At 45.0% G+C, this 24,636-nt stretch carries 14 protein-coding genes; 5 read left to right on the forward strand and 9 right to left on the reverse strand.

What is annotated here, in order from left to right; genetic code table 11:
* Nucleotides 1-15: 15 nt before the first annotated feature.
* The 8 genes from ACHLI0_RS15070 to ACHLI0_RS15105 form a co-directional block, all read right to left on the reverse strand.
* Nucleotides 16-1,110 (reverse strand): TonB-dependent receptor domain-containing protein, encoded by a 1,095-nt coding sequence (locus ACHLI0_RS15070; RefSeq protein ID WP_490749597.1) that lies wholly within the window; start codon nt 1,108-1,110, stop codon nt 16-18.
* 57 nt (nt 1,111-1,167) lie between these two features.
* A complete protein-coding gene (locus ACHLI0_RS15075; protein WP_490749513.1) occupies nt 1,168-3,429 on the reverse strand; it encodes a SusC/RagA family TonB-linked outer membrane protein in 2,262 nt (753 codons plus the stop codon).
* A 143-nt stretch (nt 3,430-3,572) separates the two neighbouring features.
* Complete coding sequence (locus ACHLI0_RS15080; protein ID WP_490749514.1) at nt 3,573-4,655, reverse strand: FecR family protein; 1,083 nt, start codon at nt 4,653-4,655, stop codon at nt 3,573-3,575.
* Between the two features lie 62 nt (nt 4,656-4,717).
* Nucleotides 4,718-5,287, reverse strand: a complete 570-nt coding sequence (locus tag ACHLI0_RS15085; RefSeq protein ID WP_490749515.1) for an RNA polymerase sigma factor — start codon at nt 5,285-5,287, stop codon at nt 4,718-4,720.
* 515 nt (nt 5,288-5,802) lie between these two features.
* Nucleotides 5,803-6,702: an alkaline phosphatase family protein gene (locus ACHLI0_RS15090; protein ID WP_490749516.1), complete on the reverse strand. Its 900-nt coding sequence runs from the start codon at nt 6,700-6,702 to the stop codon at nt 5,803-5,805.
* Nucleotides 6,703-6,774: 72 nt separating this feature from the next.
* A complete protein-coding gene (locus tag ACHLI0_RS15095) occupies nt 6,775-9,348 on the reverse strand; it encodes a M60 family metallopeptidase (RefSeq protein ID WP_490749517.1) in 2,574 nt (857 codons plus the stop codon).
* Nucleotides 9,349-9,591: 243 nt separating this feature from the next.
* Complete coding sequence (locus ACHLI0_RS15100; RefSeq protein ID WP_490749518.1) at nt 9,592-11,781, reverse strand: alpha-galactosidase; 2,190 nt, start codon at nt 11,779-11,781, stop codon at nt 9,592-9,594.
* 89 nt (nt 11,782-11,870) lie between these two features.
* Nucleotides 11,871-14,288, reverse strand: a complete 2,418-nt coding sequence (locus tag ACHLI0_RS15105) for a TonB-dependent receptor (protein WP_490749519.1) — start codon at nt 14,286-14,288, stop codon at nt 11,871-11,873.
* Nucleotides 14,289-14,530: 242 nt separating this feature from the next.
* Here ACHLI0_RS15105 and ACHLI0_RS15110 point away from each other — a divergent pair, with 242 nt between their 5' ends.
* From ACHLI0_RS15110 to ACHLI0_RS15125, 4 genes are all read left to right on the forward strand, one after another.
* The gene (locus ACHLI0_RS15110; protein WP_490749520.1) at nt 14,531-17,377 is read left to right on the forward strand and encodes a two-component regulator propeller domain-containing protein; all 2,847 of its coding nucleotides are present in this window, start codon (nt 14,531-14,533) and stop codon (nt 17,375-17,377) included.
* A gap of 374 nt (nt 17,378-17,751) precedes the next feature.
* Nucleotides 17,752-19,956 carry a sodium-translocating pyrophosphatase gene (locus ACHLI0_RS15115; RefSeq protein ID WP_008763676.1) on the forward strand — a complete coding sequence of 735 codons (2,205 nt, stop codon included), beginning with the start codon at nt 17,752-17,754 and terminating at the stop codon, nt 19,954-19,956.
* 463 nt (nt 19,957-20,419) lie between these two features.
* Nucleotides 20,420-21,022 (forward strand): ribonuclease HII, encoded by a 603-nt coding sequence (gene rnhB / locus ACHLI0_RS15120; RefSeq protein WP_490749521.1) that lies wholly within the window; start codon nt 20,420-20,422, stop codon nt 21,020-21,022.
* 172 nt (nt 21,023-21,194) lie between these two features.
* Nucleotides 21,195-22,652 (forward strand): DUF5723 family protein, encoded by a 1,458-nt coding sequence (locus ACHLI0_RS15125; RefSeq protein WP_490749522.1) that lies wholly within the window; start codon nt 21,195-21,197, stop codon nt 22,650-22,652.
* Between the two features lie 175 nt (nt 22,653-22,827).
* On the opposite strand, the gene ACHLI0_RS15130 is transcribed toward ACHLI0_RS15125, so the two are convergent.
* Nucleotides 22,828-23,757 (reverse strand): magnesium transporter CorA family protein, encoded by a 930-nt coding sequence (locus ACHLI0_RS15130; RefSeq protein WP_008763680.1) that lies wholly within the window; start codon nt 23,755-23,757, stop codon nt 22,828-22,830.
* Between the two features lie 204 nt (nt 23,758-23,961).
* Here ACHLI0_RS15130 and ACHLI0_RS15135 point away from each other — a divergent pair, with 204 nt between their 5' ends.
* A complete protein-coding gene (locus ACHLI0_RS15135; RefSeq protein ID WP_490749523.1) occupies nt 23,962-24,207 on the forward strand; it encodes a hypothetical protein in 246 nt (81 codons plus the stop codon).
* The last annotated feature ends 429 nt before the right edge of the window (nt 24,208-24,636 follow it).

Raw genomic sequence — 24,636 nt, forward strand, 5'->3', positions numbered from 1 at the left:
AATCATCTGTATTTATCAATTAATAGTCATCTGGAAACCAACGTTAAATGTTCTCTGAGTGGGGTAAGCCATACCGGAACCTCCTCCCATTTCAGGGTCCCATAACTTGAACTTAGAGAATGTCAGCAGGTTATTGCCGCTTACATAAATTCTCATATTCTTAAAACTGTATCCTATTTCTGCATTCTTCAGCTTGATGAAGGCAGCGTTTCTCAGCCAGAATGTTGAATTCTGGTTATTGTTTGTATTATAGGCGGTAGTGAGTCGGGGATATGTTGCGTTGGGATTCGGGTTGTCGGTAGTCCAACAGCCGTCTGCTACATAATCCAGAATACCCCTTCTGGCAGTGTTGTCATCGTTTGCGAAAGGATGGAATCCGCTCATCATTAATGATACACGTCCCGTCCCTTGGAAGAACAGAGAAAAGTCTAACTGTTTATACTTGATAGAAGGACCGAATCCATATACGATTTCCGGTACACTGGGGTATCCCAAAGCCACTTTGTCATATTCGTTAATTGCATTATCCGTACCTCCCAGTGCATCCGGGGTATCTTTATATCTGATGTCGCCGGGCATTAACGGAAGGTTGGCAAATTGCTGGGGTAAACTATTGTTAATCATATTCTGGTCGGTGAACAATCCGTCGGCAACGTATCCGAAAATCGTATTAAGTGGATGCCCCACTTTCAATCGGTTAGGATATAATCTAAAGTCAGGTTCATCCATTTCAAGAATCTTGTTATGAGCAAAGGTAAAAGTACCTTTGAAGGATACGAATAAGTTCTTGTTTATTTGGTTGTTGTAGTCTACGCTGGCATCTACACCCCAGTTCCGCATCTTACCCAGGTTACCCTGCACGGTTACGTTCCCAAGTCCCATAAGCGTAGGAATCGTTCCCCGGTCCATAAAGATATCTCTTCTCACTTCCTTGAAGACATCGGCAGAAAAGCTGAATCCTTTCAGTATTCTGACGTCGATACCGGCATTCCATTTCTCGCCGACTTCCCAAGTCAGGTTCGGATTAGCATATCTTTTCCATACAGGTCCTGAGTTGGAGTGAGTCTGGTTACCGGTTCCGGTAGTGAATCCTGCTCCCGAATTAGTCAGGTTCTCAAGGAAAGTAAATCGGCCTGCACCGGTCTGATCGTTACCGACAAGTCCCCACTATGCTCTTATCTTAAATTGAGGGATGATGTCTTTGAGAGGTTCCCAAAACTTTTCTTCCGATATATTATATCCGATGGCTACCGACGGGAAGAAGCCGAATTTCTTATCTGCCGGGAAATTCTCCGAGCCATTATAACCGAAGTTAGCTTCAACCAGATATCTGCCGTCGAATCCGTATGATAAACGACCAGCTATACCTTGTTTTCTTTTAGGAAGCGAAGTTAAGAGGTCCGAAGGATTATTGACATCATTTTGCTCCTGATTATACAGGAACATGACATTCACTTTATGTACATCATTAAAGGTCCGGTTATAATCCAAGCTACCTTGTATGTAGAGTCGGCGGTTACCGCTGTTAGAACCTCCGGTTTTGAGGTCTGTACTCTTTTCGTTACCAATGATATTCAAATCATATGTATCTTCCTGTGCATTGTAGGAAGAGGTTTCATATTGGTTCACGTCACAATAACGATATACTTTGGAATATGAATAGTTGTAATATGAGACAATGGCATTCAGTTTTAGTCCTTTAATAAGCATATCCAGGTCCTGGTTGAGGCGCAGATTGGCTGTCACACTTGTAGAGTAAGTGGAACTATAACCGGATACAAAACTGGCGACAGGGTTGATATAACTTCCCTTAGGAGCCCCTGAACGTCCTCCCCATCGGATATGCGTATCTTCTTCTTCGGCGGGAAAGCGTGTCGGGAAGTCTACAGGATTAGCGTTGAGTGCACTTGAGAATACACTACCGGCGCTGTTATAAGGTCCACTCCAATCGCGTACCGATACGTTAAGCCCTAAAGATACTTTAGTTGTATTGGTAGCCTGTATATTAAGGTTGTTCACAAAGTCGTAGTTGTAGACGTTGATATTGTTATTGAAAGAATAGAAGTCTTTACTCAATGACTTTAAATTACCGTCGCTATGCTTCACACTTGCACTCATGAAGTAGTCCATACGCTTACTACCACCACGGATATTAAAGTTGAAACGTTCTGCAAAAGTGTTATTCTTGAACATCTCGTCATACCAGTCGATATTGGGGTACATATAAGGATTGACTCTGTTTATGGTGCCGTTAATCTTTTCGTCCGAATAAATGTCCGTAGTTCCCGGAGTACGTGTTTGCGCTTCATTGTACAGCTTCATATATGTAACTCCATCTACCATTTCCGGCACATTCGTAAGTTGCGATACAGCTCCTTCTACACGAAAGTTGATAATCGGTTTCTTTAAGTCAGCTCCGTTTTTGGTGGTTACTACCATTACTCCGTTAGCTCCTCTCGTACCATACAATGCCGTTGCCGTTGCATCTTTCAGGATAGAAAAACTTTCGATCACTTCGGGGTCCAGCGTATTTAGCTGAGTGGCATCAATTTCTACTCCATCCAGAATGATAAGAGGGTCGGTTGCACCGCTGAATGTAGAAGCACCACGAATCCAGAAACTTGCACCATCGGCACCCGGTTCGCCGCTTCTTTGGATAGCTATTACTCCCGACAGACGACCGGCGAAGGAAGTAGACAGGCGTGAAGAAGGAACCCTCAGTTGGTCGGGACGTACTTGTTGGATGGCTCCTACAAGACTTTCTTTCTTTTGTCCGATACCGAAGGCGGTAACAACTACTTCTTCCAATGCCTTAGCATCTTCTGCCAGTTGGACGTTGACTACTGTTTTCTTTCCAACTTTCACTTCCTGAGTCACATACCCCATGAAAGATACTACCAGAATAGAATTCTCATCCTGCAAGTCGATTTTGTAGAAACCTTCAAGGTCGGTCAGAGCACCTGTGGCGGTGTCTTTAACTTTGACTGTTGCTCCGGTAATCGGGTTATCGTCTTTGTCCAATACAAACCCCTGTACTGTTTTCTTTTTAGAGTTTTGGGGCTGGACTTTCTTCTGAGTTACTTTTTTAAGAGTAATTTGCCTGTTGTCTATCGTATATTCCACTGACATACCTTTCAGTAACTTGTCGAGTACGGGACGGATAGGTTGATTAGTTACTTTGATAGATACTTTGCGATTAGGATCTATTGTTTCTCCGTAATAAACGAAGATATATTCACTGTTTTTCTCAATATAATCGATGACCTTTTTTAACGGTACGTTTTCAAAACTGAATGTGAAGGTCTTTGCCTCTACATAATCAGGGTTTTCTTCCGCGAAAGCGGATAAAGAAGATAAAAGAATTGCCAGTACAAACAGGATTTTATATCTTTTAATACTCCTGCTTGCAATAAATTTACTGTTTTTCATAACTTTGTGATTTTAAGAACGCTACTTAATTCTGATAGGTAATGTTTTTAGATAATCCGGATAATACTGCGAATATTATTCGGATTTTTTTTGGTATGTGTTTTTCTTTATGTCATAGGCATCGTGAGTATTTGGGTTAGTACTTAGTTTTCTTTTCTCATATGTACATAATAGATATTATCTTTCTCTTCTACCGTAACCGGTGCAGTGATAGCAATGGTCGACAATACTTTCTGAAGTCCTTCATTCAGGTCCAGTTTACCATGCATAGGCATTGTTTCTATGCCTGCATCGTAGTTTATTTCTTGTCCGTAGTATCGGTGCAACTGTTGCAGCACCGTGCTTAATGAGTGGTTTTTCAGTATCAGGATACCGTCAATCCAACTGATATAATCGAGCGCGTTTACTTTCTCCTTATTCATATAGGTGCCCTCATTGAGTGCAATTAATTCATTAGGCATAAGCATATAGTTCTGCTCATTTTTATCTTTCACTTCCACTTTTCCCCGTAGCAGTACTACTTCTGCTTCGGCATCCTCTTTATAGGCTTTCACGTTGAAGGCGGTGCCCAGCACATTAACATCGAAGAGCGATGTCTTTACTATAAAAGGAATATTGTTTTCTTTATGAGTGACGTCTATGAAGATTTCTCCCTCGACGAATATCTCCCGGCAATCCTCTTTAAACTTCTGCGGATAAACGACCTTACTGCCAGAATTGATATCTAGCCGTGAACCGTCGGACAGTTGCAGTTTGATATGTTTTCCCATCGGCACAATAATCTGATTCATCGGTTCTTCTTCCTCGGTTGTATGCTGAGTGGCGACTTTCTTTTCATCGATGAGCAGAGAACCGTCTTGCGCGTATGAGATAGTGGCTTTCTCGTCTACCTTTATTTTTGTCCCCGTAGCTGTGATTAACTCAATATGATTCGTTTGAGCATCAGCGGCAGATACCAGGTCTCGAACATTTCCCGGATTGATAGTATCATAAGCCTGATTGTTCAGCCAGAAAACAAATAATAGAGAAGCGGCTGCAACGGCTGTCACCGGGATAAGCCAGCGATAGACAGGAACGTGCTTCCTCTTCTTATTACTTATCTGCTTGCTGATTTTGCTCCACACCTCATCTTCGGCTTCCTGAGAAGCTGTGCTTTCTCTCTTCCGGAGATAGTGGAACAACAGTTCGCTTATAGGTTTAAAATTTCCTTTTTCTTCTTTCATCATTCAATGTTCTGTTATTATAATGGCAAAAATGAATTTACTCCTCACTTTTAGCGAAAAAAGTTTTATTTATTTTCAAATAAACGTCGTAGCTTGACGATAGCCCTACCTATCAGGTTCATGGAGGAGTGCACGGTAATGCCTAATATCTCGGCTACTTCGTCCCAGGTGAGTTCTTTTATATAATATAGATAGATGGCATGCCGTTGGTTGGCAGATAACTTCCGGTAGGCTTTTTTCAGCAATAAACTTTGTTCCAGGTATGCGTCGTCGTGCGAAAAGAGCTCTTCCAGTTCGTCATTGGTCAATGGAACCTCAAATTCGATGTCTTCTAGCTGGCAGGCTTCTTTTGTGGACGACATCTTATAGATGAGATTATTCTTAAGAGCCGTATACAGATAAGACTTCACATGTTCTATGGGGCGGAACTTAGGATTGTCGAAGACATTGACGAAAAGGTCTTGGATACAGTCTTTTATCAGTTCTTCATTCGTAGAAATGGTATGTCCGTAATTTAATAGATGCGGAAAGTAACGGCGATACAATATCTCCAAAGCCAGATTGTCTCCCTTGATTAGTAGACTCCATAGCTCTGCGTCTTCCTTATTCTGATATTGTGTTTTTCTTTCCTTCATACACGGGTGTTTCTGTGTATCGTTTGTTATGACTATACTATAGAATGATTAACAATCGTTGTATTTTGTATCAACGAGTGGCAAATGTATGAAAAATAAATTTAATTTAGTAGGAGAGGTTATTATGATTTTCTGTTTACTTTAAAGATAAATGCGGTGAAGAGAGATCTTAATACGTGAATATGTCAAAAGTCGCCCGTAGTTGTTCGTCTGTCTTGCTTTTGTTATTAGTCTGCCATACTGTTATTGTTGGTCTGTCATGCTGGAATCATTGTGTTAAGATACCGATGTTGTTACTTGATCACGGACGTGAACAAGACTGCTCACGTCTGTGATAAGATCTGCTCACGAACGTGATAAGGGCTGTTCACGTCCGTGAGCAAGTAACTATATCGGCATCTTAGGGCAACTATGTCTGCTTGTTAGCGCAAGTATCTTTGCTTCTTAAGGGATAAACAAGTGCTTCTTGTTGTTGGAATCGGGTTGATGTATCGGACAGACCGATACATTCGAATCTATTTGAAGACTTGTTTCACCGGACGTCCGATCCATGATTGTGGTTGTTTCAGGCCGAGTATGTAGGCAATCATCGCGGCAGTGTCATATTGCATCATGCTTTCTTTGATTTCTCCTCCTTTACGGACATTCTTACCGGAAATGATAAACGGTATTTCCATCTCTTGCAGTGTTTTGCCTCCATGACCGGTTTTGATGCCTCCATGGTCGGCAGTCATGATGATAATGGTATCATCCCATATACCTGCCTTTTTGATAGCTTGCAGGATGCGGCCTACATAGCCGTCCAATTCTTTGAGCATGTTGTGGTAGGCAGGAGTGTCGTGTCCTTTGGTATGTCCTGTGTGGTCCGGTTCTTCGAAGCAGATAGCCAGCAGTTTCGGTTTCTTTTCTATGATGTATTTTTCGGCAGCTTCGCACAAAGCGGTAGGGGCTTTGGCATAACCCGGCGTTTGATATTGATAGCTCATAGCTAATGTGTCTACCAGATATTTGACTCCGGGCCATTCGTACAGGCAACCGATTTCGGCTTTGGGGCGTTGTTCGCGTAGAATGGAAAAGATAGTAGGGGCAATGCCTCGTTCATTTACTTCCCGCGAAGGTATTTCCGGTGTTTTCGAACCCCAGGTGGTGTATCCGTGCAGTTCGGTTCCTACTCCCATAAACATGGATGCCCAGTTGATGGCACTCGAAGAGGGGAGTACGCTCCGGCTGTGCAGTGTATAGCACCCGTCATTCATTAAACTTTTGATATTAGGTATATCTGCTTTGGGGACGCTATAGGCTCCCCAACCATCCATGCCGATTAGAATGACGTGTTTAGCTTTTTGTTTTGCCGCATTTACGTTGACGGTCATACCTGCCATTAGCAGGCATACGAGTAATAATACTTTTCTCATGTTGTTCTTTTTTAGATTATTATTAAATGAAGTAGATACTGCTGATTAATAGGGCCATATTAATCGAATGTTTTACTTCTTGGTTATTTCAAATCGTGCACCGTCTGCTTGTACGGCATATAGTTTGACACGGTCTAATGCAACGTTGGCGGGTACTTCAAATTCGAAAGAAGTGCCGAAATAGACTACTTTATCGTTGACTTTCACTTCGAAGGCTACGGCTTGCTCTCCGTTTTGGATATTCACTCGCTGCCCGGATGTGGAGTAAGTGATTTGCTTGTTGATTTTCATATCATTGGCAAACTGAGTGTAGTAACCTACATCCGGAGGAGTGGTATCGAGTCCCGGGTCGCCCTTCTTTCTGTCTTCCAGATAGTAAAAGGCATGTTTGGGAGCCGGAAACTGTTTCATGAATTCCTTCGTTTCTTTAATCATGGCATCTGTTACAATGTAGTTGTATGTGCCGTATTGATTGATTTTGGTAGATATCGGTACGAAGAATCCCCATCTTTCAAAGAAGTCGGTCAGGTTTTCATTTGCTGCGCGGCAGGCCATCTTTGCATACATCATTTGGTTTTCTCCCGGGTCAGTGGTCGGTACACGGTTTTCGCGCATTAACTTGAAGAGGGTGGGGAAGAACCGGTCGTTGTAGCCACATCGATGGTAATAGTTCCACAGTTGCCAGTTCATGCGTGCGTGCATTTCGGGGTCTTCACCCTGGTAGTCGGTTCCGAAGTCACACCAAGCTCTGTTTTCTACACATCTTCGGAATACTAATGTGGCTTTCTTGACATTTGCCGCATAATCCGGTACGGCCAGTTCCGTACCGCGGGAACAGTTCTGCCCGAATTTGTAGATGGTATAGTTGGAGAACAGATTGTTGGAAGACTCTGATGTGCTGGCCCAGTTAATGGCGCCCTGATGCACGTGTCCTATTTCGTGTGCCGGTCCCCAGGAGTTTCGGGATGCTATTAAATAGGGTTTCCGCAGAATATCTTTGAGTACGGTGTACACGAATCCTATTCTGCCTTCTGATGCCCACATATATCCGCCTTCGGGAGATATGGCGAAGATATGGTTATTCATCTGTTTGGGGTGTATATCTTCGATACCCATCAATTCCTGTTGCCATTGGATGATGTTGTCCCATAGTTCGATAGCCGACAGAATATCGTATGGAACCGCCTCCTTCAACTGTTTATGGTGGAAATAGAGAATGATGGCATCGCCTATGACGCAGAAATATTTGTAGTTGGCTTTATCTATTAACTCTTTGTATTTCTCGTTCGTCTGATGCTTCTTTAAGGAAAAGAAACCGCATACTTTTCCACTGCCTAGTGGTATGTGTACTTTAATGAGTTGTGCGTTGGGGGCTTGCAGGTCGGTGTTGTACATTACAAACAACATTCCGGGGTACTTGGCTGTTATTTTATTGACTCCTTCTTTCAGAGGATATACATCACCGCTGACAGACGTTTCTGCATAACCTTTACTTGTGCTCTCTCCGATATTCTGGATGGAGATACTTTGTCCGTGGGTGTCGCCTACTAATACAACGACTTCCTCGCCCTCGTCCACATAGATTCCGGTAGGGTTGTCGAGGTCTCCGTATTTTCGGGTCATTAGTTTTTCCGCCCATTCGTCTGCCGAGCTATAAGGTGCGTATTCCTGTATGCGGAATTCTTTTTCCCATTTATTATAGCTGTCGCTTTTGAGTGCCGATGCGGTCTGTATGAAGAATTCGGGCAGTTGTTCTATTTGTTCTTGGGTAACTTCGGGTTTTACTTCGGTACAAGTGATGTCGGTGAAAACTGTCAGCAACTGTTCTTCAAGCGTATTCTTCTTGTTCTTTCTGAAGAATTGCATTTCGTCGCAACTGACATAGCCGTTTTTCCCACTGTGAACTTCGAATTTTACTTTCGTAGCTTTTACCGGCGTGTTGAGTGAGGCGATAGATGGTGCATTGCGCATGTGGAAGTCGTAACTGCCTTGATGCACGTATTCCGGGTTCTCTTTCGTTTGGGTGTATACGTCGAATTCCCCGAATGTTCCGTTGCTGGAATTGGTATGATAGATAAAATAATCGATGCTTTCATTCCCCTCGAAGTAGTATTCGAGGATGACCGGGAAGTTGGCCGATTGTCCCCATTTGCTATGGTAAGGCACTCCGCCGTCGGCCACGAACTTATCATCAAAGGAATGTTCGATGCTGCGGTCCGGGTTTGTTTCTTCTTCACTTGCTTTACCTGCGTATGGTTTCACCTGAATATCGTCTTCGATTACTATCTCGTTGGCTGCATATTGGGTGACTGTAATGGTGTAATATTTCGTTGCAGATGCTACCTTAACACTGGCAGTACGTCTGTCGGTGCCTATGTTTGCATCTACCGATATTTTCAAACTGCTTTTGAGCTGTGTCGCTCTAAGCCACTTGTCGGTAGTTTGGGCCTTCCACCCATCTGTATTTAAGTTTGTCGCGATGGGGATGGTTACACTTGACGCGTCTTTACTGAAATTCTGTATCAAGTCTTCTGCTGCAATTTCAAAAGTTTCAGTTATACTTTCTTCTGTGTTGTCTTTACATCCGTATAGGCACATAGATATAAAGAACCAGATGAAGCCTAAGCAATATCCGGAGTTTCTCATGGTAATGTTTTCTGGGTTATAATTAATACTACTACTTATTTTATTGGCCCTATTATCAAGCAGTAACATTACTATAATGGGAGAAGTCAGTTTTACTCCTCACTTTTCTGAAGAAACTTTCATCAATAAGATGAGTTCTTATCTCAGGCTTATATGAAAAGAATTCGCAGGTAGTCCGGTTTCCCTTTTCTGGAACGACCGGACTACCTGCGAAAGGTATGGCTTTAGATATGGATATGAGGCTTATTCTGCTGTCAGCTCAATCACCCGGCTAAAAGCCTGATTAGTCGTGAAAGCATTCATACCTACCTTCATCAGATAATCACCTGAGTAGGTCTTTTCGTTGGCAGCCAGGCCGGATTTACTATTCGGCATCAGATTGATTTCTTTTACCTTATACATTTTCTTGGCATCCAATCCCTGCAGTTTTACAGGCAGTAGTTTCTCTCCGAAACGTGGGTGTATGTCGTATGTATAAAGCACAGCCTTATTCTTATCAGGTGAAGCATACATTACTGACATGTGATTTCCGTCATACGGAGAGACAAGTCTGTATTGATCGCCGTCCAGGATTACTTTTTTCAGACGCGTCCAGTTGGCAACTGCTTCCTGACAGTATGCCAGCTCGTCAGCGTTCAGTTCTTTCAGACCGAGGTCAAAGCCCAGTTTGCACATACTGGCTACATCGGTACGGAATTTCACACTTGTCTTTTTGTTCCAGCTGGTCACGTGTGCGCACATTGCCTTTGCCGGGAAGATTTGCGAGAATCCCCATTGGATGAACAGGCGTTCTATCGGGTCGGTATTGTCGCTGCACCAAAACTCAGTATAGTATTTCAATGCTTCGTAGTCGCAACGTGCGCCGCCACCGGAGCAAAGCATCATGGGGACGTTCGGGTATTTCGCTTTTACACGTTCCAGCACTTTGTAAATTCCGCGTACATGATCGATGTAAAGTTGTCCTTGCTTGTTCTTCAGATACGGAGAATAGACGTTGGTGATAGGAGAGTTACAATCCCATTTGAAGAATGCCACTTCCGGATTCTCAGTCAGAATCTTGTCTACTACGCCGAATACGAAGTCTTGTACTTTCGGGTTGCTGAGGTCAAGAACCAACTGGTTGCGGTAGTAATATGTCTCGCGGTTCGGCAGGGTGATAGCCCAGTCCGGATGCGTTTCGAACAATTCACTTTTCGGATTCACCATTTCCGGTTCAATCCAGATACCGAACTTGACTCCTGCTTCTTTGGCTGATTTGACAAGGGCAGGGATACCGCCGGGCAGTTTGGATTTCATGGCATCCCAGTCGCCCAGTCCGGCGTGGTCGTCGTTGCGTGGATACTTGTTGCCGAACCAGCCGTCATCCAGCAGAAACATATCCACACCGAGGTGTTTGGCTTCCTTCATTAGTTCGGCAAGCAGTTCTTCGTTAAATTTGAAGTAAGTATTTTCCCAGTTGTTCAGCAGGGTAAGGCGGTCGCCTTGTCCGTCTTTCAGTTGGTAGTTGCGTGCCCAGGCGTGCAGGTTTCGGCTGGCTTCGCCTGTACCGTTGTTGCTCAGGGTGAATATAAATTCCGGAGTTGTGAATACTTCGTTGGGCTTCAGTTCGTAGTTGGAGGCATACGGGTTGATGGCGGGAATCACACGCAGATTGCCGACATTGTCTACTTCGAATGTGAACTGGAAGTTTCCGGTCCATCCGATTGTACCCAACATTACACGGCCTTGCGCTTCCTGTGCCGGTTGTTCCAGTCCCAGTTCGAAGAACGGATGAGTGTGCATGGCGGCGCGGCTGCCCAGTTTCGTGTCGATCACTTTCTTTCCGAACTGTAGTTGTTGCGAACTCATCTGTGCCTCCTTTGCCCAGTCGCTGCTGAACTCCGTCAGATAATAACTGTGGTCGGAGAAGTAAAGCATGGTGGAAGCATAACGCCACAGAGTGACGGGCTTCTTTTCATTATGCTTTATTTCGCTCCATGTCTTGATGACGTTTTCTTTCGGGTAAGCGATATAAAATAAAGTCACTTCAACCGGATACTGGTCATCTTTCAGATGGATGACAGTTTCCGTCCCGCCTGCTACCGCTTTCTGCTCGGAAGATACATAGCGGAAGATGGAACTCGGATTACCGTCATGGTGGGTGATGGCCACAGCAGGTTCAAAGTAGTCTTCGGCTCCGGAGCCCGGATAGACTTCCCAGCCGCGGGTAGATACGCTGCCGTCACTGCCACCTTTTACGGCGTAAGAGAAGTGGTTGATGTCCTGTTCGTTCAGTAGTTTATCGCCCAGATAAGTCTGATAGAGACGTCCGTTGGGGGCTACCTGAAGGATTAAGTCGGTGTTGTCCGTAGAGATACGGATGTTCTTTTTCTCTTGGGCGTTCATTTGCGTCAGAGCGAATAAAGCCGTTAGTAATACAAAAAGTCTTTTCATGGTTGTAAAATAGATTGTTTATTGGTATTAGTTAGTTTGCGGACATAAAGAGCCACAAAGATAATCATATTTGGTTATGTACAATAATCTCAGAATTTGATGCCGGCACTAAATTCGACGGTAAACGGGCGCAGGTAGTTTCCGCTCATATAGCGTCCTGCATAGTTGCCCGCTTCTTCTTTGGTGATCAGTTCCGAACCGTTGATGGTGCCGCTGGCTCCTTGCTGGTTCAGGAAGTTGATCACCGTTGCCCCCAGTGACAGATGCTTGTTTACGTTCCAGTTGATACCTCCGAACGTTTCCCAGCGGCCGTTGAAGTAAAGAGCTTCCTGAAGGTTGGCATACGTCTTCCCGAAATAGCGGAAACTGAGCCAGAGACGTAAATCTTTCGTGATATTATAACTGGGGTCCAGTTCGACGAGTACCTGTGGAATTTCTTTAACTATCATTCCGTTGGCATTGACGGACATTTGGGCACCGTCGTCGAAGGTCACGCTGGCATTGTAGTTCTTGTATACAGGTTTCTGATAAGTGAACAGTGCGTGCAGGTGAAAACCTTTGAAGGGGTCGATTTCGGCAGAAGTGGTCCATCCCAGTGTTTTGATATTGTAGATCAGCAGTACGGTTTTTCCTTCTTTGGTTCCCGGTTTGGTCAGATTCTGCTGGTCGATATTATTCGATTTGGAGATGTAGGTGACCATGGAAGTGAGGTTGAGCCAGTTGTTCTTGTAGAACAGTCCGCCCCGGATCAACGGTATGGTGACGCGTTTGTATTGTTCTTCGGTGGGACCTGTTCCGGCATATTCGTTGATGCGTGGGAAGCGGGTGGCTACTGTTCCGTCGGCTGTCAGGCCGAATTGCTTCGTCATATTATAGGTCATGCGGAGGGTAGCGGCGTAGTTTAGTTTGTTTTTTACCACTTTGGCAGGCTGGATGCTGTGTGGTGTGGCAATAATGTTTCCGGTTTCTTCGTCTTTACTATAAGTGTTGAAGTCGCCGATATGAAATCCGGGGAAGCGTGATGCGGAGATTTGGTCGGCACTCATCCGGTAGTATTCAAGACGACCGCCATAGTAGACGTTGAATCGGGGAGTTACCTGCCAGTTGTCCGTAAAGTAAAGGGCGAGTTTGTTTTCGTATCCTTTGGTGTATTCGGGGCTGAGTTCGTTATAGCCGTAAGTCTGCACACGCTGGCTGCTGAGTGTCGGGTCCAGCGGGTCAACGGCAGTGGAGTGGAGCAGTTGCGGGTATTCCTGTACACTTGCCATCCATTGCAGGGAAGAAGAATGATAGTCCAGATGATAATACCACTCATTAACTCCCAGTCGAAGGTCGTGGGTACCGAAGCGTTTGCTTAGTTCGGAGGTAACGAGGAAATTCTTTACTTTTCCTACATGCAGCCAGGTGCGGCGGCCTTCTGCCAAACCTTCATACACGTCACCATTGGCGAGCGTATAACCATCGGCAGCCGTTGCTTCACTGATGGTGCTGCCTCCGAAGTCCACATAGTTGGCACGGGGAGCATCCATATATTTCAGGTTGAACTTCCAGAGAAGATCATTCTTGAAACGATAGTCGGCAATCAGGGCCACTTCATTGGCACGGTTCTCGTTGCCGTCATTCAGATTCCATGTTTTCATCTTTCCGTCCATAACGTCCATGTATGGGAAAGAACCGCTTTGCGGAACATACGAGTTGGTACCCAGCTTGAATCCTTCCACTTCCTTGACCGATCCGTCGCCTACGTAGATGAAGGGCGCTGCATTGGCAAAGTTGCCGGGATTCCTGCTCCGCGAATGTTTGTAGAGCAGAGATATTTTTCCGCGTCCGTCGTTGAAGAGGCGCGTCAGACCGGCATGATAGATTTCCGTCCGGTCGACAAAGTTCGTGAATTTCAGATCGAAACTTCCCGGATCGAAGTTCTGATAAATACCGGCAGTATACAGCCACTGGTCGCTGATGCCTCCCGATACATTCAGATCGAAGTTCTGCATACCGAAATGATTGGCACGATAGTTGAGTATTCCTTGGAAGTCTTTTTGTCCCAGTTTGCTGAAAGCGTTGACGGAGTAGGCAATGTTTCCTGTGGTGATAGCCGATTCCGAAGGAGACAGCAGACCGACTTCTCCCAGACTGGAATCACTTCGCCAGTGGGCGGCTAGTTTATGTACGGCAGATGAATATACGGCAGGCAATCCGTTCTCGTATACATTAACGTCTTCACTGGGCAGTCCGATTTGGATTTCACGTGGCTTGTTGGCATCTGATGCGTTCAGCATCACGTTGCGTTCGCCTTCTTCTCCTTCTTTTTTCGGGCTGGAAGATGCTGTCCCGGAAATGTCTTTTCCCGGGCGACTGGCGGAGTGTACGGCAGAGATAGTATCCTGCTTTATCTCTGTGCGATTGTTCTTTTCTTTTTGATTCCGGATGTCCCGTGCGTTTCCGTTGGCGGGAATCAGTTGTAGCAGGATGACTGCGGCAAGGCAACTAAAGGTTATTCTTTTCATGTCGGTATTAATTTAAAGATTTTATTCGTTCACATGGGTGTGTCGTATTGACGGAAGCAAAGGTAGGCGGTAGCGGTACAGGTGGCTATATACTCGTTTGTCAAGATGTGCAAGAGATGTTGCAAATGCAGGACAGCACGTTGGAATCGCTACATTTGTAGTATAGGTTGCAACAAATGTTTCATTCATCCTCTGCTTTTTACACGAAAAAAACTATATTTGTAGGCATCTAATATCCATATATGAAAAAAGGACTCCTATTTTTCCTTCTGTCAGTCTGTTTCTTTTTTCCGTCCTCCTTTGCGACGGAACAATACAACTTTATACATATCAATGGTGTGAACGGGCTTTCCAATAGTCATGTCAAATCAATCATTCAGGATAGTTACGGATTTATCTGGCTGGGCACACGCAATGGGCTGAACCGTTATGACGGCGTTTCGATGCAGGTATATCCTTGCTTCGATGAGGCTTCGGGGCGTGGCAATCAGGTGATCTCCGCACTATACGAGGACGACCGGCGCCAACTTTGGGTGGGAACGGACAACGGAGTCTATATTCAGGACTTATCGACCGGAAAGTTCTCCTTTTTTGATGCAAAGACTGACAAGGGCGAACAAATCAGCGGGCAATGGGTGGAAGATATTCTGTCCGATCCTTCCGGCAATATATGGGTGAACGTACCCAATCTGGGAGTATACCGTTATCACGTTCCCACGAAGAAGTTATTCCGCTACATACTTCTTCCCGGTAGCGATAAGAGCAAGAATTTCCCGCAGTCGATCTGCATCGACAAGGAGGGAACGCTATGGGTGGGAACCAACGGAGCAGGTATTTTCCGTTATTGTCCCGCACAAGATACTTTCGAAGCTTGTGCAAAGGAGGCATTGAAGGATGATTTCATCTTCACACTCTGTGATTATGGAGATGAACTGATTGTCGGAGTACACGAGGAGGAACTGAAACGATTTGATAAGAAGACAGGCGAAGTCAGTATCTTCCCTGCACCGGCGGTACACCGTAAGATAATTCGCTATGTCGTTTGTCTGGACAATGATCTTTGGGTCGGTACGCAAGATGGAGTTTACGTCATCGACGAACGGGAGAATACCGTCCGGCATATTCCGGCAGATGCGGGAGGAGCTTATGGACTCAGTGATGCGATTGTAGATAAAATCTATCGTGACCGTGAAGGCGGGACGTGGATTTGTACACAGTTTGGAGGAGCAAGCTATCTGCCTGTCCGTACACTTGACTTTTCTATTTACCTGCCGGATGGCAAGCCCGGTTCAGTCAGCGGCAGGCGTATCAGTGAACTGGGCGAAGGGAAAGATGGAACGATTTGGGTTAGTACGCAGGATGGCGGTGTCTGTTATTGGAATCCGGAGACAAGGCTGTTCACTACTATTCCCGAATCCGCAGACCGGCAGAATGTTTTAAGTTTATTCACCTCTGACGATTTGATCGGTGCAGGCTACTTTAAAGGAGGAATCGACTTGATTACACCGGCCGCATCCGCCCTTTCCGGCAGCATTGCTTTCAAAGGACGTGTACAGACAATACGTCCGCAACAAATGGGTATCAGCGAAGGAACCGTCTACGCCTTGCATCGTGACCGTCAGGGAACCATCTGGCTGGGAGATGGCTGGAATATCTTCCGTTCTGCCGACGGGGGACGGACATTTGAAGAAATGAAACAGTTCGGCTATGCCTTTATGCGCGATATTCTTGAAGACAAAGAAGGGAATATATGGGTGGCGACTATGGGCAACGGAGTCTTCCGCTATCAACCGCAAACGGACGAAACGGTGAACTATCTGCATATAGAAGGAGACAGTACTTCCATCGGCACCAACGAAGTGACCGGAATTTCGGAAGACAGCAAAGGTCTTCTCTGGTTTTCCACCGACCGTGGCGGACTTTCATGCTTTAACCCCCAAACAGGAACTTTCCGTACCTATACGAAGGCGGACGGCCTCCCTGACAATGTAACCTACAAGGCGGTAGAAGATCGGCAGCACCGCATCTGGTTCGGTACCGACCGTGGCCTGGTCTGCCTGTATCCGGAGACGGACAGCCTGCACGTCTTTACCCGAAACGACGGTCTTCCTGACAATCAGTTCAACTACAAATCGGCATTGGCTGCCGGCAACGGCACGATCTGGATGGGAACCATCAACGGATTAGTCTCTTTTAATCCGGATCAGATACATCGAAATACGTTTGTACCGCCCGTGTATATCACCCGTATCAAGGTGCAAGGGAGGGAAATACTTTTGAAGCCCGAAGGAATGCGATTGCCTTACCGTTCTAACGTCAGCTTTGACTTTGTCGCATTGAGCTATACTTCACCGGGAGCCAACCGCTATGCCTACAAGATGGAAGGCATTGACGATGACTGGAACTATACCTCCGATGCACATACCGCCTCCTATGCCCAGCTTCCTCCGGGAGATTATATATTCCGTGTGCGCGGGAGTAATAACGACGGCGTCTGGAATCAAGAGGAAGCGACTCTGTCCGTACAAATCCTTCCTCCCTGGTGGCGTACGGTATGGGCATATCTGATATATATCATTCTCCTGTCCGGCAGCTTCGTGCTGACTCTCCGCACTTATCGGCGACGGGAAGTGCAGAAGATACGTGAACAGCAACTACTCGCAGAGTTAGCCCGTGAGCGTGAAGCGCATCGTACGCACGAGAGATTCATTAATCAGATTACTTATGGCGCCTGCACCCCGCAGGGAGATGCCATGACACGTGCCGATGAACAACTGATGTCGCAACTCATCACCAGGGTACGTGAGAATCTTACGGATGCGAACTATAATGTGGAAGCACTGGCTGCCGCCATGAATATGTCCCGGTCCAGCCTTCATCGGAAAATAAAGGCATTGACAGACCTTTCTCCGCTCGATTTTATTCGGGTCATCCGCTTAAAGCGTGCGGCAGAACTCTTGCAGGAAGGAGAATTACGCATCAATGAGATATGTGATCGGGTAGGTTTCCAGTCTCCTTCATACTTTGCCAAGATATTCCAGAAACAGTTTGGGGTGACTCCTACGGAGTTTATGCAGAAAAAGGCATAAAAAAAGGCTATCTATCCCAGACAGCCAATCTTTTGTTAACCTTAAATCTAATACTATGAAAAACACACTACAAAGATAGGGACTTTTCGGCTATCTCCAAATTTTCGGGGCAAAGTGCGGCTCTTTATAACATGGTTTAATAGAAATAATGGGTTTGTTAACGATTAACGTAATTAGACTAAAAATTAACTAACGTGCTGTTGGCCTGATGCTCTTCTGTAGGATTCTCAGAGGACTTTTTTACTTGTTTTCCCTTCGCTTCATTGAGAGTTACCGCATCAATCGGCAAGTCGGATTTTTTTCCTTTTTTGCTTGCTTTTTTCGTTTGATTTCCATACTTTTAGCCTCCATAAAACCCTTTAATAATTAATTCTATGGATAGCATTCTTTTCTGGCTGGTTCCGGTCGCTTCAGTGTTAGCCCTCTGTTTTGCTTATTACTTCCATAAGCAGATGATGAAAGAGAGTGAAGGTACTCCCCAAATGATAAAAATAGCCGCTGCGGTACGCAAGGGAGCTATGTCTTATCTGAAACAACAGTACAAGATTGTAGGTTGTGTTTTCCTTGGGCTGGTTATTTTGTTTTCAATTATGGCTTATGGCTTTCATGTTCAGAATGCGTGGGTTCCCATAGCTTTCCTGACGGGTGGTTTCTTCTCCGGTCTTTCCGGTTTCCTGGGTATGAAGACGGCAACCTATGCTTCGGCACGTACGGCGAATGCGGCACGCAATTCATTGAACTCCGGGCTGAGAATCGCTTTCCGCAGTGGTGCGGTAATGGGACTCGTAGTAGTCGGACTGGGGTTGCTCGATATATCTTTCTGGTATCTGTTGCTGAATGCGGTGATTCCCGCTGACGCACTGACACCGACTCATAAACTTTGCGTAATCACTACCACGATGCTGACGTTCGGTATGGGAGCTTCCACACAGGCGCTCTTTGCCCGTGTAGGTGGCGGTATATATACAAAAGCTGCCGATGTAGGCGCCGACCTTGTAGGTAAGGTAGAAGCCGGAATCCCCGAAGACGATCCGCGAAACCCTGCCACCATTGCCGATAATGTAGGCGATAACGTAGGCGACGTGGCAGGTATGGGAGCCGACTTGTACGAATCTTATTGCGGTTCTATCCTGGCGACTGCCGCATTGGGTGCTGCCGCCTTTATACATTCGGCAGATACGGTCATGCAGTTCAAAGCAGTTATTGCCCCGATGCTGATTGCTGCGGTAGGTATTCTGCTTTCCATTATCGGCATCTTCTCCGTGCGCACCAAAGAAAATGCGACGATGAAAGATTTGCTCGGCTCGCTGGCATTCGGAACAAACCTGAGTTCCGTGCTGATTGTGGCTGCTACCTTCTTAATCCTGTGGCTCTTGCAGTTGGACAACTGGATTTGGATTTCATGCGCTGTCGTAGTCGGCCTGTTGGTCGGCATTGTGATCGGACGTTCTACCGAATATTATACTTCCCAGTCATATCGCCCCACTCAGAAACTGAGTGAAAGCGGAAAGACCGGACCTGCCACCGTCATTATTTCCGGTATCGGTCTGGGTATGCTTTCTACGGCTATTCCCGTGATTGCGGTGGTGGTGGGCATCATTGCCTCCTTCCTGCTTGCTTCCGGTTTCGATTTCTCCAACGTGGGTATGGGGCTCTACGGAATCGGTATTGCCGCTGTCGGTATGCTGTCCACATTAGGAATCACACTGGCTACGGACGCTTACGGCCCGATTGCTGATAATGCAGGCGGTAATGCGGAAATGGCCGGTCTGGGTGCCGAAGTCCGCAAGCGTACCGATGCGCTCGACTCTTTGGGAAATACAACCGCGGCAACCGGAAAAGGTTTTGCTATCGGTTCCGCTGCGTTGACCGGACTGGCTTTGCTGGCATCCTATATCGAAGAAATCCGTATCGGTCTGACCCGCTTGGGAACAATAGACCTGAGTATGCCGAACGGTGATGTTGTCTCAACCGCCAATGCTACCTTTGTCGATTTCATGAACTATTACGACGTGACGCTGATGAATCCGAAAGTTCTTTCCGGTATGTTTCTCGGTTCGATGATGGCGTTCTTGTTCTGTGGATTGACGATGAATGCGGTCGGCCGCGCAGCCGGACACATGGTAGATGAGGTGCGTCGTCAGTTCCGTGAGATCAAAGGCATTCTGACAGGAGAAGCCGAGCCGGATTATGAACGTTGTGTGGCTATCTCAACCAAGGGTGCGCAGCGCGAAATGGTGATTCCGTCGCTGATTGCTATCCTTGCGCCTATCGCTACCGGATTAATCTTCGGAGTGACCGGAGTACTGGGACTGCTGATCGGCGGTTTGAGCACAGGTTTTGTGCTGGCTATCTTTATGGCCAACGCAGGCGGTGCGTGGGATAATGCGAAGAAATATGTAGAAGAGGGGAACTTTGGAGGCAAAGGCGGTGAAGTGCATAAGGCAACCGTAGTAGGCGATACTGTGGGCGACCCGTTTAAGGATACTTCCGGCCCGAGTCTGAATATTTTAATCAAGCTCATGAGCATGGTAGCCATTGTGATGGCAGGGCTTACCGTCGCCTGGAGTTTGTTTTAACTAAAAGAAGGTTTGTTTATTGAAGAGGGCGATAGCCGGAGATAAGTCCGGTTATCGCTTTCTGATTATATAGAACCGGGTAAACACCTTTTTTGCGCACTTAATCACTTTTTTCCGGCAGATAATCCTGTTTCGGGGCATTTCATGCAAATACTCGCTCAAAGCCATTTTCCCGTCTCTTATTATTTAGATACTTTTGCAAGACGATATATTATAAGTTATAAAGGGGAAATGGAAGAAATCTATCATAATGGCTAAGGGGAAAGGCTGATGTTATCAACGAACAAAATCTGTAAAACGAATGGTAGGGTGATGGTTCCGGTCGCTAGGGCTGTGAACCGGTAGAATATATTTGGGGAACAATTGTTTGTTTGTGTGAATGAATGACGGAAAAAGGGGACCTTGGATGAGGTCTCCTTTTTTATTTCCTTTATCTTTGTGGCAGATAAAAAAAAGAATAAGTATGCTACTACCTTACTTAAATAAAGACCTGATAGAGGCCGGCTGCGATGAGGCCGGCCGCGGTTGCCTGGCAGGATCAGTGTATGCTGCCGCCGTCATTCTTCCTAGAGATTTCAAGAATGAGTTGCTAAATGATTCGAAGCAACTGACCGAGAAGCAACGCTACACACTTCGTGAAGTGATAGAGAAAGAAGCGCTGGCATGGGCGGTAGGAGTGGTGTCGCCCGAAGAGATAGACGAGATAAACATTCTCCGCGCCTCCTTTCTGGCGATGCACCGGGCTGTCGATCGGCTCTCTGTCCGTCCTCAGCATTTGCTGATCGACGGAAACCGTTTCAATAAATATCCTGACATTCCTCATACTACCGTGATAAAAGGAGACGGTAAATACCTCTCGATAGCCGCCGCTTCTATACTGGCTAAAACCTACAGAGATGATTATATGAATCGTCTTCACGAAGAATATCCGTTTTATGACTGGAATAAGAATAAAGGATACCCGACTAAAAAACATCGTGCCGCCATCGCCGAACGTGGAACGACTCCCTACCACCGAATGACCTTCAATCTGCTTGGTGACGGGCAGTTGAACCTAAATTTCTGATATTTCCTTTTGTTTCACTTTCTACATATTTTTGCAGAATAAGCACGATTTTTCTCCAAATAGCCATGAAAATGTTCGGTTTATGCTAAAAAAGTGTTGACTTGTGCTTTTATTTGTTACTTAAATGCTATATATTTGCATTCGATAACAAGAATTAAAAAAAGATAAAATCATGACAACAAGCAGACTTTATGCATCTAAGAAGTTGATGGGGGCTTTACTTCTTATGATGGGTTTTGTTTTACCTGCCAATGCGCAGTTTTTACGTACTTCTTATTTTATGGAAGGTACTCATTATCGTATGCAGTTGAATCCGGCTTTGGCACCGACTAGTGGATATTTTAATATTCCGGCAATTGGTTCGTTGAATGTATCGGCAAGTTCAAATTCTTTGGGTACACAAGATATTATAGATATTATTGATAATAGCGATGGTTTCTATAATAATCAGAAATTCATGAATCGTTTGTCTAATGATAACCGGTTGAATGTCAATGTCAATACGGATATTCTCTCTTTCGGATGGTATAAAGGAAAGAACTTTTGGTCGGTTAATGTAGGTGCCCGTGTAGATTTAGGTGCTCAGATACCTAAGTCCATGTTTAGCTTCTTGCACGATATTGATCAAGATGGTTTCAGTTGGAATAATTCAAAATTTGATATTGGAAAGGAAGAATTGAATATAAATGCTTATACTGAAGTTGGTATTGGTTATGCCCGCGCTATTAATGATCGCTTGTCAGTAGGTGGTAAATTTAAGGTATTACTTGGTATGGGTAACTTGAATTTGAAGGTAGACGGAATGAATGTAGATGCGAATTTGCCACTAAACATTAACGATATTACTGATGTCAATCAGATTCGTGATTATCATGCTAAAATGAAAGTAAATGCGCGTCTTGAGAGCTCTTTCAAAGGAATGGATTTGGTGGAAAATACGAGTGATCCTGATCCTCGGAAACACTATATTGATGATTTTGATTTTAACGGATTTGGCATTGCAGGTTATGGGGGTGCCATCGATTTAGGGGCATCTTATAAGATTCTTGATAATTTGACAGTGTCTGCTTCTGTGTTGGATTTGGGCTTTATCAAGTGGTCAAAGGGGAGTACAAGTGTTGCAACAGCTAAAGGAAGTATGGATTATGATGGCAAAGACTATGCACTTACTCTGGAAGGGTTAGAGGATTTCCAGCGGGATGCCCAAGATTTTATGAATCGTGTGGAAGGTGGGGATGTTTTGAATTACGAAATGCTCCAACTGCAAAAAGAAGATGTTGTTGAGTCTCGTACCACTTCTCTTCATTCTACAGTAGTAATTGGTGCTGAGTATGAACTGTTGGATAAATGGTTGGCGATTGGTGCTCTTTCCACTACCCGCTTCACTAAGCCGAAAACTCAGACTGAAATTACACTTTCGGCTAATATTCGTCCGAAAAGTTGGTTGAATGCGGCAATCAGTTATTCTATGATTCAGAGTGCTGGTAAATCATTTGGTTTGGCTGTGAAACTTGGGCCTTTGTTTATCGGTACGGACTATATGTTCTTTGGAAAAAGCACAAAGACAGTAAACGGATTTGTTGGTATTTCTGTGCCATTGGGCGGAAAGAAATCCAATAAAGAAGGATAAAATAATTTCTCTCTCTTAAACATTCTCTTTTTAATATTCTCTATCGAATAAAAAACGTATTGTGTGCAGCCTGTCATCGCCGACCTTGAATTCAGGTCTTAAGAATGACAGGCTGCTTTTTTATGTCTCTGACGTAAAGGGAAATTGAGAACTGCTTGAATTGCAGTCGCTTGAATTAGAACCACTTGATTTTCCGGAATACGATAAACGCTAATGTCGACAGCACGACGGAGCACAGGATAATCAGTGCAAAGGCATACGGCATCTCTTCCAGATGGATATCCACATTCATTCCGTAGAAACTGGCTATCAATGTCGGGATCATCAGTGTAATGGAAAGGCTGGTCATGCGTTTCATGATGGCATTCACGTTGTTGGAGATGATGGAGGCAAAGGCGTCCATCGTTCCGGTGAGGATATCGCTGTAGATATTCACGGTATTAAATGCCTGTTTCAACTCGATAATCACGTCTTCCACCAGTTCCTTGTCCAGAAAGTCGGTGTCCTGAAAGATACTTTGCAGCTTTCCGATCATTACTTCATTTCCTCGGATGGAGGTGTTGAAGTAAACGAGTGTTTTCTGCAGTCTCATCAGACGGAGCAGGTCTTCGTTGCGGATACTGCGTTCCAGTTCCTTTTCGGCGGCGCTGATATCCAGATTTATCTGTTTCAGATATTTCAGAAACCATACGGCAGACGAATAAATCAGCCGGAGAATCAGATCGAGCTTGTTGCGGACTTCGATTCCCTTTCGGCGGGTGTGTTCGATGAAGTCCGGCAGCAGGTCTGTGTTGTGGTAGCAGACTGATACAATGATTTCATTGTTGGTGATGATGCCGATGGGTACGGTGCCGAAGGGAAGACTTTCGTTCTGACCGTTTTGCATCGGGATGCGCAGAATCGTCAATAGCCAGTTGCCTTCCGTGTCGGTTCGCGGACGTTCGTCTGTATCGGCTATATCGTTCAGAAATGATTCGGGTACGTTCAGGGTTTTAGTCAGAAACTCAAAGTCATCGTTGTCCGGGCATACTACATTTACCCAGCAGTTAGGAAGCCATTGCGGTTTTTCCACAAAGCCAGCTTCACAATAAAGATATGTTCTCATCTTATTGCCTCCTTTCGTTTGTTTACACGAGCAGAGGCATCAGTTTTCAATGACTCTGATCGCTTTAATTAATACTATAAGTGCACGTTCGCGGGTTTGAATCGTCCATTTTTCTATGATTTAATTTAAAAGCGATACAAAAGTACGGAAAATTAACCGAGGTTCCGTCTTTTGCATCGCTTTTTTTAGATTTTCTTGTTGTTTATGGTCTTTCGGCGTGTGGGGAGTTCATTGGTTGACTATGGTAAAATCACTTGTAAGATAGTGCTAAAGTTCCCGTTAGCTCCTTACATAGTAGACTTTCCTTATAAGGAAAGTTGGGATAAGGTACCGACATTATTAGTTGTTCACGGCCGTGGTAAGAGTTGCTCACGGTCGTGGCAAATACTGCTCACGGATGTGATCAAGTCTTGTCACGGCCGTGAACAGGTAAAGATGTCGGTAGCTTAATGGAAGTATAAAGGCATGATGAGCTAAAAGCATTGGTAGCTTATCGTATTTGTGGTATAAGGTCAAGACTCGGATGAGGCGTGATAGGTAATAAGTAACAGGTAATAAGTAATAGGTAATAAGATGGGGAGGAAATGACAGGTAATAAGTCATGAAATAGGGGTGAAGTGACAATAAAAAGCATGATTTACGGCTATTATCACCTTATTATCACCCTATTGTCACCAGCTATTATCATCCGAAATGTATTCATTATCAGCTTGTTATCTCCAAAAGGTGATAAGTGACAATAGAAAAGCATTTTATTTCTAGAGAGTACCTGTCATGCTGAATTTGTCGAAGAGGAAGGCAAAAGTCAATAGTAACTGAAATTGGGCTGACTAAAAAGTCAATAGTATCTTAAATCTCCTCCTTCGGGAAGGAGGAGTA

Source organism: Bacteroides sp. RCH18 (assembly GCF_058231005.1).